Source organism: Pedobacter sp. GW456-11-11-14-TSB4, from assembly GCF_059424425.1.
The window spans coordinates 102,932-119,118 of sequence record NZ_JBWKZK010000002.1 but is presented as its reverse complement, the minus strand read 5'-3'; the positions used below and the strand labels follow the sequence as shown (position 1 = coordinate 119,118).

The 16,187-nt window shown below is 33.6% G+C and carries 14 protein-coding genes and 1 tRNA gene; 9 read left to right on the top strand and 6 right to left on the bottom strand.

Annotation, left to right across the window (positions count from 1 at the left end):
- Window positions 1-77 precede the first annotated feature (77 nt).
- Complete coding sequence (gene tamL, locus AC07XU_RS07935; RefSeq protein WP_494943104.1) at window positions 78-2,486, bottom strand: translocation and assembly module lipoprotein TamL; 2,409 nt, start codon at window positions 2,484-2,486, stop codon at window positions 78-80.
- On the opposite strand from tamL, the gene AC07XU_RS07930 reads away from it, so the two are divergent.
- From AC07XU_RS07930 to AC07XU_RS07905, 6 genes are all read left to right on the top strand, one after another.
- Window positions 2,477-3,223, top strand: a complete 747-nt coding sequence (locus AC07XU_RS07930; protein ID WP_494943103.1) for a TrmH family RNA methyltransferase — start codon at window positions 2,477-2,479, stop codon at window positions 3,221-3,223. The genes tamL and AC07XU_RS07930 overlap by 10 nt on opposite strands.
- A gap of 70 nt (window positions 3,224-3,293) precedes the next feature.
- Window positions 3,294-3,365: transfer RNA gene (locus AC07XU_RS07925), tRNA-Cys, on the top strand.
- 37 nt (window positions 3,366-3,402) lie between these two features.
- The gene (locus tag AC07XU_RS07920; protein ID WP_136877045.1) at window positions 3,403-3,579 is read left to right on the top strand and encodes a spore protein; all 177 of its coding nucleotides are present in this window, start codon (window positions 3,403-3,405) and stop codon (window positions 3,577-3,579) included.
- Between the two features lie 124 nt (window positions 3,580-3,703).
- The gene (locus AC07XU_RS07915; RefSeq protein ID WP_494943102.1) at window positions 3,704-5,020 is read left to right on the top strand and encodes a serine hydrolase domain-containing protein; all 1,317 of its coding nucleotides are present in this window, start codon (window positions 3,704-3,706) and stop codon (window positions 5,018-5,020) included.
- 107 nt (window positions 5,021-5,127) lie between these two features.
- The gene (locus AC07XU_RS07910; RefSeq protein WP_494943101.1) at window positions 5,128-5,562 is read left to right on the top strand and encodes an SRPBCC family protein; all 435 of its coding nucleotides are present in this window, start codon (window positions 5,128-5,130) and stop codon (window positions 5,560-5,562) included.
- A 149-nt stretch (window positions 5,563-5,711) separates the two neighbouring features.
- A complete protein-coding gene (locus tag AC07XU_RS07905) occupies window positions 5,712-6,074 on the top strand; it encodes an iron chaperone (RefSeq protein WP_494943100.1) in 363 nt (120 codons plus the stop codon).
- Window positions 6,075-6,078: 4 nt separating this feature from the next.
- On the opposite strand, the gene AC07XU_RS07900 is transcribed toward AC07XU_RS07905, so the two are convergent.
- From AC07XU_RS07900 to AC07XU_RS07885, 4 genes are all read right to left on the bottom strand, one after another.
- Window positions 6,079-7,113 (bottom strand): quinone-dependent dihydroorotate dehydrogenase, encoded by a 1,035-nt coding sequence (locus AC07XU_RS07900; protein ID WP_494943099.1) that lies wholly within the window; start codon window positions 7,111-7,113, stop codon window positions 6,079-6,081.
- A 219-nt stretch (window positions 7,114-7,332) separates the two neighbouring features.
- Window positions 7,333-8,178 (bottom strand): SDR family oxidoreductase, encoded by an 846-nt coding sequence (locus AC07XU_RS07895; RefSeq protein WP_494943098.1) that lies wholly within the window; start codon window positions 8,176-8,178, stop codon window positions 7,333-7,335.
- 77 nt (window positions 8,179-8,255) lie between these two features.
- Complete coding sequence (locus AC07XU_RS07890; protein WP_494943097.1) at window positions 8,256-8,666, bottom strand: RrF2 family transcriptional regulator; 411 nt, start codon at window positions 8,664-8,666, stop codon at window positions 8,256-8,258.
- 62 nt (window positions 8,667-8,728) lie between these two features.
- Window positions 8,729-9,844 carry a thioredoxin family protein gene (locus AC07XU_RS07885; protein ID WP_494943096.1) on the bottom strand — a complete coding sequence of 372 codons (1,116 nt, stop codon included), beginning with the start codon at window positions 9,842-9,844 and terminating at the stop codon, window positions 8,729-8,731.
- Window positions 9,845-10,176: 332 nt separating this feature from the next.
- Here AC07XU_RS07885 and AC07XU_RS07880 point away from each other — a divergent pair, with 332 nt between their 5' ends.
- Together AC07XU_RS07880 and AC07XU_RS07875 are read left to right on the top strand one after the other, a co-directional pair.
- Entirely contained in the window at window positions 10,177-12,090 is a 1,914-nt protein-coding gene (locus AC07XU_RS07880; RefSeq protein WP_494943095.1) for an ABC-F family ATP-binding cassette domain-containing protein, read from the top strand.
- A 139-nt stretch (window positions 12,091-12,229) separates the two neighbouring features.
- Window positions 12,230-13,501: a type IX secretion system plug protein gene (locus AC07XU_RS07875; protein ID WP_494943094.1), complete on the top strand. Its 1,272-nt coding sequence runs from the start codon at window positions 12,230-12,232 to the stop codon at window positions 13,499-13,501.
- 140 nt (window positions 13,502-13,641) lie between these two features.
- Here AC07XU_RS07875 and amyA read toward each other — a convergent pair whose 3' ends face one another.
- Window positions 13,642-15,114 (bottom strand): alpha-amylase, encoded by a 1,473-nt coding sequence (amyA, locus tag AC07XU_RS07870; protein ID WP_494943093.1) that lies wholly within the window; start codon window positions 15,112-15,114, stop codon window positions 13,642-13,644.
- Between the two features lie 531 nt (window positions 15,115-15,645).
- Between amyA and AC07XU_RS07865 the strand changes: the two genes are divergently transcribed.
- The gene (locus tag AC07XU_RS07865; RefSeq protein WP_494943092.1) at window positions 15,646-16,167 is read left to right on the top strand and encodes an acyl-CoA thioesterase; all 522 of its coding nucleotides are present in this window, start codon (window positions 15,646-15,648) and stop codon (window positions 16,165-16,167) included.
- Window positions 16,168-16,187 lie beyond the last annotated feature (20 nt).

Below are 16,187 nucleotides of genomic sequence, written 5' to 3'. Positions count from 1 at the left end.
CATTGGCACACCCGAAAAAGCTTAACTTTTAGATATGCGTATTAAAAAATCTAAAATCGTAAATCTAAAATCGTAAATTAAAAAGGCATTCCAATACCAAAATTGTACTGCATAAAGCGATATCTATCCGGACTATGGGTTGCTTCATAATTAGCTTTAAAAGCTTTTGTACCGCTAAAAAACTTACTAATAACCCATTGTTCTGAAGGTTCAAATTGTGGATCTTTTACCTTAAGCCCTAAATCGAACCTAAATACAAAAAACTGAACGTCAAATCTAAAGCCTAAACCTGTACCAATCGCAATTTGTTGCCCTAATCTTTTAAAATCAAAATAGGTCTCCGGACGCGGGTTATTTGGCGAAATGTTCCAAACATTACCCATATCTACAAAAGTTGCGCCTTTAAGTTTACCTCCAAAAAGTTTATTTACCAATGTAAAACGGTATTCCAAGTTGGTTTCAATTCGCATTTGCCCTAATTGATCAATACCGAAAGTTGCATTCCTTTCTTCTGGAGTTGGTATAATATCCCTATTGTAATTTCCAGGACCTAAAGTTCTGGCTTGCCAAGCTCTAACACCACTTGAACCACCTGCATAAAATAACTTCTCAAACGGAACTGCTGTAGAATTACCATAGGCATAACCCACGCCAGTATTTAATCTAGCTACCAATTGAGATTCAGTACCTAACTTTTTATACCATCTTAAATCAACTTCTGGTCTAATGTATTGGTTAAATGGCAAACCTAAAATTGTTCCAAATTCTCCCGCTGCCGGATTTTTTTTACCTGAAAACGTATTACTTGCTAATTGCAATAAGTTACCCGCCAAATCTATATTTCCTCTAAAGTAAACGAAACTTCTATTTTCATTCAGCTTATTAGCATTTAAAGTATAAGCGTATTTCATACCTAAGGTAAAATCCTTTCTTGCTAATAAAATAACGTTGTATAAATTGTTCAGTAGAATTTCTCCGTTAGCTGTATCATTGGTATCAATTAAAACGCTACCAAAACGGTACTCGATATTTAATGGCGTAAATGAATGAAGTTTAGATTTTGTTTCTACCCAATCATAACTTACATAGTTTATAAAAACTCTACGTATGGTAATATCTTTTTGCAAAGCATATAAAAAACTCGAAGAAAAAGTAGTACTTGGCATCCCGTTTTTGCCCATCAACGGGATATTAAATGGAACCATTAAACGTGGTATAGTTAAGCCAGCACTTACCGAAAAATCTTGCTGAAAAATATCTGAAAATATTCTACCATTTACATTACGGGCTTGAATACCTCCTTTTACTTGAAACTGAAAACGTTCTGCTCCACGTAAAAAATTATTATCTGTATAGGTATTACTTAAGTTGATGCCTACCGTACCTTCATTGAACGGAATTTCACCTTCTATCCTGTTGCTTCTTCTTTTCTGAGGAATTAAGGTAATAATAGGTAAAACTTTTTGACTGCTATCTGCTGCTTTAACATAATCAATTTTTACATTTTTAAAAACGTTAAGCTCATACAACCTATCGTAAGTTAATTTTTCCTTTCTAATGTCATACACTTCACCTTCCCTTAAAAAATCATACCTCACTATCGGATTTCTCCTAAAGCGAGTAGACATATCCATAAAAGTTACTCCTCTAAAACTTCTAAAATTACTTTTAAGACTATCTAAATTTAAGTTTTCCGGAAAACCATCAGAATTAGGAGCAATCACAATATTAGATTCACCTATGGTATAAACTTTATGCACTAAGCTGCTATCTAACGGATTATCAATAACCAACTTAACGCTCACCTTACTGTTGTTTTGGTTTGAATCTGGTTCATATCTAACGTAAGGGCGTTCGAAATCTTTATAACCATTTTCACGCATCACTTGATAAATCTGCTCACGCTCGTAAACCAACGAATCCTCATCGTATTGCATCCCAACATTTAGATGTGTAAAGACGGCCTTTTTGTTTAGATATAGTGCTTTAACAGTACTATCAGGTATTTGGTAGCTAATTTTATTGACCATGAAGGCTGGTCCTGGGTCAGCTATAAATTTAAGTTTAGCTTTTTTATCTGCAACTGTAATTTCAGATTTAACTTTCGCCTTAAAAAAACCTTTACTTTTTAAGTATTTCTCAATCTGATTTCGAGAAATTTCTACCAAAGTACTATCTAATATTGGCGGTGGCGAGCCTAAAGGTTTAATGTTGCTGGTTTTATATTTTCCATCTTTAGTGTTAAAAACATTGTAAATAGCAACGTTTATCCCTAAACCTTCTGATGGGCGAATATCTTTCTGAACGTAATTGTAAGCCTGCTCTTCAAAAGATTTATCAATACTATCAATTTCTACCTTTTTAACTATAGCTTGGTAATCTTCTATATATTTTGTTGAAGCGCATCCTGCTAAGAAAACAATAATAAATAGTAATATTGCAATAAATTGTACCTGTTGCCTATCGTAATACTTGTATGCTTTCAAAATCTCAAATCAGTTATATAAAATCTCTTCATTTAAAGAAGTTTCGCAAAGAAAGTGGAATATTTATTACTGAAGGTATAAAATCTATAACAGAATTCATAAACTCGAGCTATCAAATACACAGTATATATTACTCTGCTTCTCACCTTTCATTTTTGCCAAAAAACACTGCAAATATAAAGTTATTTGAAGTAAACAACGCTGAATTGGAGAAGATTAGTACATTACAAAATCCACAAGGCATTTTAGCGTTAATTCATATCCCAAGCCAACAAAAAATAGACCCTAAAAGTTTTCAAAATAGTTTTTCTCTTGTATTAGATAATGTGCAAGATCCAGGTAATTTGGGCACCATTATACGTACCGCTGATTGGTTTGGCATAAAAAATATCATTTGTAGCCAAAACACTGTTGAGGCTTACAATCCAAAAACTGTTCAATCTACCATGGGTTCATTAGCTCGAACAAATATTTTTTATACTGATCTCGAAGATTTTTTGAGCCAAACCACACTTCCAATTTTTGGCGCATTATTAAATGGCCAAAACATTTACAAAACAAATTGGGGTAATGAGGGGTTAATTTTATTAGGTAATGAGGGTCATGGCATTGCCGATGAACTTATTAAAAAGATTACCACGCCAGTAACTATACCCAATTTTGGCAACGCAGAGTCACTCAATGTAGCTGTATCTGCAGCCATATTTTGTAGTGAGTTAAAAAGAAATGACAAATAAATTGAAATAAAAAACATTCTCCTTTGCATACTAACATATAATTGTTATTTTTGCAACCTTGAATTTAAAAGGTCGAGTGGCCGAGAGGCTTAGGCTCAGCTCTGCAAAAGCTGCTACAGCGGTTCGAATCCGCTCTCGACCTCACATTTATTATTAAAAAAGAAATAAAGCTCATTATCATGGCAGTTACAAGATTAAAAAGAAAAGATAGATACAACAAGAACGTTTCACGTTTAGAGGTTAAAACTTTAAAATTAGCTACTAACCTTGAGTTGGGTAGCCGTTCTAAACAATCTAAAACAGATCAATTGGCTAAAAACAACGCAATTTTAACACAATTGTCGGCCGCTTTATAAGCTAGTTCTTTCTTAAAAACTTTTAAAAGCATCTCAAATTAATTTTTGGGATGCTTTTTTATGCGCCAAACTTTGCTAAAAGTAAAAAGCTATATTTACATCGTATACTAAAGTCATTCCTACGATGAAAAAAATCTTATCCTTTGCGTTTTTAATTTTAGCTTTTACTGCAACGTCTGCTCAAAAGTTCAATCCTGCTAAATTAGACAGTCTTTTCAATAACCTATCTGCCAATAACAAATACATGGGTAGTGTTGCTGTTATGCAAAATGGTAAAACAATTTATGCAAAGGCAATTGGCAAAGCCGATGTCGAAACTGGCAAAGATGCCAATACCGACTCGAAATACAGAATTGGTTCTATCTCTAAAACTTTTACAGCAACGCTGATTTTTAAAGCTATTGAAGAAAATAAACTAACACTTGATCAAAGCATCAGTAAATTCTTCCCTAATGTAAAAAACGCAAATAAAATTACTGTTGCCAACTTGTTGAACCACAGAAGTGGAATTTTCAATTTCACAAATGACCCAAATTATTTGAAATGGAATACCACTCCAAAAAGCAGAGCCGAATTAATTGATATGATTAGTGCGAGTGCGAGTGTTTTTGCACCAGATAGCAAAGCTGAATACAGTAATTCTAATTACATTTTACTCAGTATTATTTTAGAAAAAATTTATAAAAAAACTTATCCGGAGATATTAAAAGAAAAGATAATTAATCCGCTTAAATTTAAAAACACCTATTACGGAGCTAAAATTAATCTAGCAAATAACGAAGTTAACTCTTATGCTTTTACCGGCATTTGGCTTAAACAACCAGAAACTGATATGTCTATCCCTCTGGGCGCTGGAGCAATAGTTTCAAATCCATCAGATTTAAATACATTTATTGCTGTTTTATTAACTGGTAAAATTGTTTCGCTTCAAAGCCTCGAAAAAATGAAATCCATTAAAGACAATTACGGAATGGGCTTAACAAGTGTTCCATTCTATGACAAAACAGGGTTTGGCCACGGAGGCGCAATAGATGGTTTTACTTCCATGTTATATTATTTTCCAGCAGATCAACTTGCTATAGCCATCACCTCGAATGGAAATAATTACGATAATAACCAAATTCTCATCGCACTCCTAAGTACATATTATAGTAAACCTTTTGATATTCCATCTTTTAGTGAAATTACAGTTAATGCCGAAGATTTAGATCAATATTTAGGGACTTATGGAGCAGCTAATTTCCCAATGAAAATTGCTATTACCAAAAAAGAAAACGTACTTATTGCACAAGCAACTAGTCAAGGACCTTTAGTGTTAAAAGCCACCGCAAAAAACACTTTCGAATTTATAGCTGCCGGAATTGTTTTGGAGTTTAATCCAACAACTAAACAAATGATATTAAAACAAGGCGGAGGAAAGTATCTCTTTACCAGAGAATAAACTCCTTTTAAAGTTTAAATATAAACTCTTATCATTTCTAGGTGTTAAATAAATAACGGTTATGTTTTGTACAAAACATATATGATTAACCCATTATCTAATAAAACATGAAAACAGAAAAAGTAATAGTTGAAAGAACTTTTAACGCAACGGCTGATCAAGTTTGGGCTGCGATAACAGATGTAAACGAAATGAAAAACTGGTATTTTCAATTAGAGGAGTTTGAACCTAAAGTTGGTTTCAAATTTGATTTTATGGGCGGACCAGAAAACGGCAAACAGTATTTACACTTTTGTGAAGTTACAGAAGTTATTGACGGAAAGAAGTTGGCTTATACTTGGAGATATGATAATTACCCAGGCAATTCTCTAGTTTGCTGGGAATTGATAGATAAAGGCGAGGAAACCCTACTAAGAATAACCCACTCTGGCTTAGAAACTTTTGAAGGTGTTGGCGCAGAATTTGAAAAAGAAAGTTTTAATGAAGGTTGGAATTACTTTTTACACACTGCCTTAAAAGGTTATTTAGAAACTAACGATTAGTTAATACTACTCCATAAACCACGTTTTATAATGCAATGTGGCTTATGGAGTATTTTCTGACAGTTTAGGTTGATCTAGCCCTAAACTTGTCGCAAATAGCACTTATAAATTTAAATTTCATTTGTTAAATTTGAGTTTAGTCATTACATATGGTCAGCTCAAATAATATCGATGAATACATAGCTGGTTTCCCGATAGAAACACAGCATATTTTAACGCAAATTCGAAATGCCATCAGAAATGCTGCTCCACAAGCAGAAGAATGCATCAGCTATGCTATGCCGGCATTTAAATTAAATGGGAAACCATTAGTTTATTTTGCAGGTTACAAAAAACATATTGGCTTTTACGCCACACCAACCGGTCACGAAGCTTTTGAAAAAGAATTATCAGTTTACAAACAAGGAAAAGGTTCTGTTCAATTTCCTATTGGTAAACCTATGCCTTTGGATTTGATAAAAAGAATAACCGAATTTAGAGTTGAAGAGAATTTGAACAAGGTTAAAAAATAGATTGCTATTTCTTAACCAACTCCTTACAAATCCTTTTAATTAAACCTGGGCCTTCATAAATAAAACCAGTATACAATTGTACCAAACTTGCACCAGCTTCTATTTTATCTTTCGCATCTTGCGGAGAATGGATCCCTCCTACTCCAATAATTGGGAAGGATTGATTAGATTTTTGGGATAAATAACGAATAACTTCAGTTGAGCGTTGGGTTAAAGGTTTTCCACTTAAACCTCCCATTTGGGTTTTCAAGTTTTCTTCGCTATATAAACCATCCCTATCAATTGTAGTATTAGTGGCAATTACACCTGCAATTCCAGTTTCTTGTACAATTTCTACAATATCATCTAATTGCTCATTAGTTAAATCTGGAGCAATTTTTAACAGAATTGGTCGAGAAATATTGTGTTTTAAATTGCGTTGCTGTAAAGTATTTAGCAATTCCATTAAGGGTGCTTTTTCTTGCAAGGCACGTAAACCAGGAGTATTTGGCGAACTTACGTTTACCACGAAATAATCTACCACATCAAATAAACGATCGAAACATTTAATGTAATCACTCGTAGCATCTTCATTTGGCGTATTTTTATTTTTGCCAATATTACCGCCAACCACAATACTTGGATCTTTATCTTTCAGTAATCGCAAACGCTCTGCCATTACATCAACGCCTTTGTTATTAAAGCCCATGCGGTTAATAATCGCATTATCTTCTTGCAAACGAAACATTCTTGGTTTATCGTTACCTGGTTGTGGCAAAGGTGTAACCGTACCAACCTCAATAAAACCGAAGCCTAAATTACTAAGCGCTTCTACATATTCGCCATTTTTATCAAACCCAGCGGCCAAACCAACCGGATTTTTAAATTTAATACCAAAAACCTCTCTTTCTAGGCCTTTAATATTCACATCATAACTTCCTCTAATTATGATTTTACCCAAGGGAAAGTAATCGTTAAACCATTTTAAGCGTTTAACCACAAAGTGATGCACATTTTCTGGGTCGAATTTAAAGAAGATAGGTTTGATGATGCGGTACATGCAACGAAGATAAGTAAAAAATCAAAATGTAAATTCTGGTATTTTATTTTTTGAAAATCAACAACATCAATAATGGCAAAAGCAGCCCTTTGCTACGCTCAAATGGCTGGCGCTGCGCTTGCCATAACCGCTTCGCCAAGGTTTATTGTACAAAGGCTTGTGCACAAAAAAGCCTCAAAAACTATTAAAGTTATGAGGCTTTATGAAGTGCTAAAATTTTTAAGAAACAAATTTTTCAATAATTGTTGCAAATGGAGTAGTTGGGCGCCCAATTAACTTAGCTAGCGTTTTATCTTCACTATATAAAGCACCTTCCGAGGCTTTAACATCACTATTGGCCAACAAATTTGCAAAGCTTTCTGGTAAACCAGCACCAATTAAAATATGAGCAAAATCTGCTTCTGGCAAGTTGTTGTAAGGAATGTTTTTACCAGTTTGTTTAGAAATTTCGGCAGCAAAATCAGTTAAAGTATAAGCCTGATCACCTGCTAGTTCGTAAATTTTATTTTCATGACCAGTGGTAGTCAAAACTACTGCGGCAGCTTCTGCAAAATCTTCGCGTGTTGCAGATGAAATTTTACCATTTCCAGCACTGCCAATAAAACCACCCGCTTGAATTGCTCCTGCTATAGAAACAGCATAATTTTCTGTATACCAACCATTACGCAAAATTGTATAGTCAACTCCAGAGTCGATTAATGCAATTTCAGTAGCCAAATGCTCTGGTGCTAATATCAATGCTGATGTGTCTGCATGTAATAAACTGGTATAAACAATGCGTTTTACACCCGCTGCCTTCGCTGCATTAATCACATTCTTATGCTGCACCTCTCGTTGGCCAATTTCATTTCCCGAAATCAACAATAAGACATCAATACCTTGCAAAGAACTTGCTAAACTTTCTGGTTTGGCATAGTCAAATAGTCTAGCTTCAATTCCTAAATCTGTAGCTTTTTCTGGTTTTCTTACCAAAGCCACTAAATTTTCTGCAGCTGTTTTTTCTTTCAATTTTTGTACTACAACATTTCCTAACTGACCTGTTGCTCCTGTGATTGCTATTTTCATATTGTCTAAATTTTAATGAGTGAATTTTGAATGAGTGAATTGTAACTATTTTTATTACAGTTTTAGATAAAAAATTTTTATTTGAATTGATTACTAAAATCTGCTAAAGTTTGCTTGCTTAATTGGGCTATTAAAACCTTTTCTGTATCGTTATATAAATTATCTAAATGCATATTAATGTCCTTCCCTATGGGGCATTTTGGGTTTGGTGAATTTTTTTGGTGACCTAAAAGAGAAATTTGTTTAACGCTTTCGTAAATTGAAGCTAGGGTAATGTCCTTTGCAGAAATTGACAAAGTAGAACCACCATTTTTACCCTCCTTGCTACTTACAAAGCCATGGTTACGCAAATTACTTAATTCTTTACGCACTAAAACAGGGTTGATGTTTATACTGCCGGCCAAATATTCTGAAGATAACAATTCGCCTTTTGCTTGATCTAGCAAAACTAAAATGTGTAAGGCAATAGCAAATCTTCCGTTATTCATTCTGAAATTATTTTTATTACAGTACAAAGGTATGAGAATATTTAAACTTTCAAAAAGAAATTTTATTTAGTTTTTTCATTGCATTCCGTCATCCTTTCCATTAACTTCTCATTTTCGGTATTATAAGCGCTAAGGTGGTTAAACCCGCTCTGATATTTTTTGTATTCAATTATGTTTTGTTGAGTATTAGCACAATTTCCATCTAAATAATTCATGAGTGCTAACTGATAAAGATGTCCACTTATAGGAAGTCTTTTTTTATTTGCGTAAGCGCCTGCATAATTATCTTTCAATTTTTCTAATGCTTTAACTCCCCATGAATATTGTTTGTAAGTATAAGTAAAGTTTTTTATCCTTATAATTCTTACACTTACATCTTCCCAACTTTTATCTTCAGTAATCACATCAAGATATTCATCTAAATAATTTCTTGCTTGATTAATATCATTTTTAGCAATAGAAAATTCATAAAAAGCGAGCGCTCTAGCAGAAATTAAAGATTGTCCCGTACCTTTTTCACTCATAAAATCTACTAAGTTTTTAAATGAATTTTCATCATTATTCTTTGCAAAATAATGGGCCAACAATTTCGGAATTTGAATTATATTATTTTTTTTAATTGCTGTGGCATCTTTGTAAATCTTAATTGCTAAGGCACCATCCTGTTTATATTTCAATAGAAAATTTAAATAGACATATAAACTTTGGGCGTTTGGTTTTTCGTCATATATCTTTTTTAACTCATTTAATTTTTCATCAATTTGTTCTATTGTTAATCTCTTGCTCTTATCGATAGAATTAAAAAAAACCAGTAATTCTTTTTTTGAACAAGAACCCAAATGTTTGGCAAGTTGATTTCCCTCAAAATTTACAATCGTATAATCAGGAATACCATTTACGCTAAACTTTTCTCGATAATAATAGGTATCAGGCTCATCCAAATCTAACTTTAAAACCACAAACTTTTCATCAAGATATTTAGAAACTTCTGGATCATTTAACACTTCTTTTTCCATTGTATGGCATGGCCCACACCAAACAGCTGTAAAATCTAAAAACAGTAATTTTTTTTCTTCTTTACACTTCTGCAGCGCTTGGGCATAAGTTCCATTAAAAAACTCTACTGCAAAATTCTTTAGTGGCGTAAGCATCAATAGAAGAATAATTATCTTTTTCATTCGCTGCATTTATTATTTCCTTAAATATAAGTATTGCATAACATATTTTGCTACGGCTTTACATTATACACTTGAATAAGTACACTAACCTTTGTTAAATAAACCCGGTTGCAGCGGAAATACCCCGATTTTTCATCGGGGATTGGAGCGTAAAACGGGACTGGTTTTGCCAAAATATGCTGCCATTCGTTTTCAAAAAATGAAAAATTACTGTCAAAAAGAGTGTAATTAACTTTATCAATTTCATTGTTAGAAATGCATATTAATATTGACAAAGTTTAGGATGAACTTATCCGTGAAAACGGTAATAAAAATCGTATTTTTGCAGCCAAATGATTTCTATAAACGACTTAACCTTCTTAATTGGCTCTAGAGCCTTATACGACGAAGCAAACTGGCACATTAAACCAGGTGATAGAGTTGGCTTGATTGGCGCTAATGGCACAGGCAAGTCTACTTTGTTGAAAATAATTGTTGGCGAATATGCGCCATCATCGGGAAGTATTTCGATGGCGAAAGATTTAAAAATTGGTTATTTAAACCAAGATTTACTTTCGTACGAATCGCACCATACCATTTTGCATGTGGCAATGGAGGCTTTTGAACGCCAAAATCAACTGCATGACGAAATTGAAGAGCTACTAAAAAAGATTGAAACCGACTATAGCGAAGAAACTTTATACAAACTAAGCGATAAACAGCAAGAGTTTGAAGCTTTGGATGGCTATAATATTGAGTACCGAGCTAACGAAATTTTAGCTGGTTTAGGTTTTAGCACAGAAGACCAACATCGCCCGTTAAATACCTTTTCTGGAGGTTGGCGCATGCGTGTAATGTTGGCAAAAATTCTATTGCAAACTCCTGATATTTTATTGCTAGATGAGCCTACCAACCACATGGATTTACCGTCTATTAAATGGTTAGAGAATTATTTAGGCAGTTTTGAAGGTGCTATTGTAATTGTTTCTCACGATAGGTACTTTTTAGATAAAATTGTACGTAAAACAGTTGAATCTAGAAAAGGAAAACTAACTGTTTATGCGGGTAACTATTCATTTTATGTAGAGGAAAAGGCATTACGTGGCGAGATACAAAAAGGAGAGTTTAAAAATCAGCAGGCTAAAATTAAACAAGAAGAGCGTTTAATTGAGCGTTTTAAGGCTAAAGCAAGTAAGGCAAAAATGGCACAAAGTCGTATGAAAGCTTTAGATAAAATGGAACGTGTAGAAGATGTTGATGATGATAACCCAACGGTAAACTTTAGCTTCAAATTTTCGAAACCAAGTGGCAGACACGTAATTAAGGTTGAAAATTTATCAAAATCATACCCGAATATTGATATTTTAGAAAAAGCTGATGGCTTAATTGAAAAAGGCGATAAAATTGCCTTGATTGGCGCAAATGGTAAAGGTAAATCTACTTTATTAAGGATGATTGCCGGAACAGAATCATTTTTAGAAGGTAAAATTGAAACGGGGCATAATGTTACCACTACCTTTTTTGCACAGCACCAGTTAGAGTCGTTGCATTTAGATAATACCATTTTAGAAGAATTACAAGCCTTTGCTCCTAAACATACTGACACCGAATTGCGTAGCATTTTAGGTTGTTTTTTGTTTACTGGCGATGATGTTTTCAAAAAAATTAAGGTATTATCTGGAGGTGAAAAATCGAGGGTTGCTTTGGCAAAATCGTTAACTACGGATTCTAATTTCTTGATATTGGATGAGCCAACTAACCACTTAGACATACAATCGGTTAATATTTTGATACAAGCCCTACAACAATACGAAGGAACTTTTATTTCTGTATCTCACGATAGGTATTTCTTAGATAATGTTGCCAACAAAATCTGGTTTATTGAAGAAGAAAAGATAAAAGAATACCCTGGTACTTACGCAGAATATGAGGAATGGAATAGTAAAAGAGTAATACCTACGCCAAAACCAATACCAGTTAAACCAACTACCGAAGAAAAGAAGAAACCTGCTGAGCCAATGCCTGCAAATGCACAGCAGCAATTGAAAAAATTAAACGATAAGTTAAAAAGAACAGAAGAAGAAATTGCTGTTTTTGAGGCAAGTGTTAAAGCTGTTGAGGCAGATTTAGCAAAAGAGGAAGTTTACAGCAATCAGCATAAATTAGCCGAAGCCAATAAAAAGTATTTGGCAGAAAAAGCTTTGCTTGATCACGCCCAAAAAACTTGGGAAGAATTGGCGAGTGAAATTATGGAATTGGAGGGATAAGGTTAAGTCTATCCTTACCACAGATAAAGAGGATGCACACAGATAATATATTTTATCTCTGTGCATTTTTGTTAAATTACAACTTTGTTAATTTATATTCGTTAATGAGATTAAAAAATGCCTAAAAGCAAATATTGATATGATTAAAGTGGTTCGGCTGTTGCTATTAATTTTGATTGGATTTACAAGTGCTAATTGCTTTGCGCAAAACCCAGTTATTATTTTCGATAACAAAATCTATCAACCAAATATTAAAACTGTTGAGTGTTATAAATCTGACAAAGAACAATCGCTGCCAATTATTACCTTAAAATCTGCCGAAACAATTACTTTGGCTTTTGATGATTTAAAGGGTGGAAATAAGAACTACAATTATACGATTGAACATTGTACTTACGACTGGAAACCATCACGAATTAATAAGTTAGATTATTTAGAAACCTTTGAGGAGGATATTATTTTTAAGTACCGTTTCTCTTTTAATACCTTACAAAAATTTACACATTACGAGCTTAAATTACCTAATGAGCAAATAAAACCTAAAATTGCAGGTAATTATTTGCTTAAAGTTTACGAGGGTAACAACCAAAACAAACTGATTTTAACTCAGCGTTTTTATGTAACTAATAATGCGGTAAATGTTGGTGCAGAAATAGTCCCAAGCTCACAAGTTGAGTTTAGAACAACTAAGCAAAAAGTAAACTTCAGCATTTTTCATCCGATGAGTATTGTTAATCCGAATATGGAGGTTAAGGCAATTGTGATGCAGAACAACAACCCACAAACCGCTATTTTAAATACTATGGCAACTTTTGTTAAACCAAACACTTTGGTTTACAACGATATTAATTTGAATGAATTTTGGGGTGGAAATGAATTTAGAAAGTTTGATACCAGAAATTTTAGGTACAAAGGCGAACATGTACAAGATTTTTACAGAGACACAACCATAAATGTAATTTTAGTTACAGACCAGCCATTTGGCAATGCCAGATACAGCAACCAGATTGATGAAAATGGCAATTTTTTTATTCGTAACCAAGAAGGTAGAGATAATGTAACTGATAGCGATTATGCTGATGTATTATTTAGTTTAAATGCAAATCCGCCTTCTACAAAAGGAAATGCTTATGTAGTTGGCAGATTTAACAACTATATTCTAGATGAAAACAGCAAACTTGATTTTGAACCTACCAGAAGACGTTTTTACCAAAACATAAAGCTTAAACAAGGTTTATACGATTATAAATATGTTTGGATTGGCGATGACGGCAAATATAACGATACCGTATTCGAAGGTTCATTTTTTGAAACAGATAATACCTACCAAGTATTTGTTTATTACCGCAAACCTGGCGCTCGCTGGGATGAGTTAGTTGGATTTAGCAATATTAGTACTGCGAGGAATTAGTTCAATTGTTCATTAGTATCAATAGTTCATTGGTATCATTAGTTCATTGGTGTCATTTTCATTGGTATCATTAGTTCAATTGTTCATTAATTCATTAGTTTAAACTTCCAACCCAATGAACCAATAAACTAATGAACAACCTAATTCTTCAAGCCCCAAACAGAAACACTGCCTGCTGCACATAAAAATTCACCAACTCCGTTTTCATCTATTACCACTTCTTCACTACGTTTATCTAATAAATCTACAAATGTTTTGCCTGCAAACTGGCTGCCTATTTCCATTTGTTTAAAACCCTCTTCACCATTAGTCATTAATACTGCAATGCCAGAGTTTTCAAATTCATCGATACCAGTTCTAGTCCAGCCGATACAATTAGGATGATCTAAATAATCTTTTTGCTCGCCATAGGCTAAATTTTCTCTAATTTTGAGTAGCTGTGGCAATTCTTGCAATCCAATTAATTCTACTTGCTGACCATCATCTTCATATGTTGCAACATAAACATCAGTATAAAAAACACAAGGAATTCCTCCTTCTCGCAACAAGATCATGGCGTAAGCCAATGGTCTAAACCAAAATTCGGTGAACGATTCTAATGCCTGTAAAGGTTGCGAATCATGATTATCTACAAATGTTACTGCTAATAGTGGATTTCTTTGAACCAAGGTATCATTAAAAATGCTACTCAAATCATATTCTTGTCCAGCTTGAGATGCCAAGTAAAAGTTATGGTGTAATAATGAATCGAAAAGCTGAGTTTTGCCACCTGTTAACTCTATATAACTTTCAAGCTCATCAACACTTTCTACATTCCAATTTTCGGCAACAATAAATAAATCTTTATTGCATTCGTTTTTCATGTAATCAATCCATTCTGCAATAAATTCTGTAGGTATATGTTTTACTGCATCTAACCTAAAGCCATCAATTTTACAAGTTTCAAAATACCATTTACCCCAATATTTTAATTCTTCTACAACTGCCCTATTTCTAAAATCGATGTCATTAAACATCAAATAATCATAATTACCCATTTCATGAGAAGGCACTTCTTCCCAACCTTCGCCATATTCGTTTTGGATGGCGTAAATTGCTGTTTCTTGATTGTTTTCGGCGTAATCTACGCCACTAAAACATTTATAATCCCAAATAAATTCAGAATATTGCCCTGCCCTACCCGGAAAAGTAAATTTTGTCCAAGCATCAATCTCAATTACATCAGAAATAAATTCATTTCTATCGGCTTCATTTACCTTTTTTACCTTAATTTTTTCTAATTCATCGCCACCAGCTTTGTGGTTAAAAACAGTATCGGCAATAACACTTATGTTATTTTTATGCAGTTCATCAATCGCTTTTTGATATTCTTCTTTGCTACCGTACTTTGTACTTCTACTATTTTTTTGCTCAAATTCGCCTAAATCAAATAAATCATAGGTATCATAACCTATAGAAAAACCACCATTAGTACCTTTATATGCTGGCGGAAACCAGAGCCCGGTTATCCCCATTTCAGCTAAATTAGCCGCCTCTTTTGCAGCTTTAGTCCACAGATTATCTGGTTCGTTGTAATACCAATGGAAATATTGGATGAGCGTTGGATTTTTCATGTCAGAAAATTAAATATTGAAGTAGGTATAACCAAAATTTAAAAAATATGTTTCGGTTTTTATAAATAATAAAGCTTTTAAATAAAATTACGAATTCATTAACCTAGTTCATAAAATGCTAAAATTTGGCAACAAATAATCTTAATCTATCTGTTCGGCATATTAAACGAATGACTAGTTTAACATCTTTTTGAAAAACAAAAGCGGTGCAAATCGGTTAATTCATTCCTGCTCTGCGCTTTATTCTCCCGATAGATCGGGATCATGCTCGCTACGATCAGGTTTATTTAAGTTTTGTATTGCTACTATGAGGGGTTTGATAGCAATGTACAAAGTTAAATAGCCCTAATTGAAGTGAAAATACTTTTTTGAAGCACATCACCCCCATTTTTATGTCCATCTCAACACAAAAAAGATTGTAACGTAAAGTAGGACTTACACTAAAAATGAGCAGTATCATTGCGCTTCAAAAACATTATTTTGCATAAATAATACATAAAGCAGTTTCAATTTTCTGTATTTTAGCCAACTATGAGCATTAAAGCAAAATATCCTAAAAATTCTTTTACCATAATGAATGAGTTGGTATTACCTAATGATACCAATACGCTTAACAATTTAATGGGCGGCAGGTTGTTACATTGGATGGATATTGCAGCTGCTATTTCTGCTCAGAAACATTGCAATAGAATTGTTGTTACCGCATCTGTAGATAACGTTTCTTTTAAACAAGCCATTAAATTGGGAGATGTGATTACCATTGAAGCGAAGGTTACCAGAGCGTTTCATACATCGGTAGAGGTTAGATTAGATGTTTGGGCAGAAAATATACCATCAGGCACGAGAGCCAAAAGCAACGAGGCCTATTATACTTTTGTAGCGGTTGACCAAAGTGGCAGAACTATACCTGTACCTGAGTTAACGCCAGAAACAGATGATGAAAAAGAGTTATTTAGCGGTGCTTTACGCCGTAGGCAATTGCGTTTAATTTTGGCTGGCAAAATGGAGCCAAATGATGCCAATGAACTAAAAGCTTTATTTTTTAAGGAGTAATTCTTATTATTAAGTTTCTA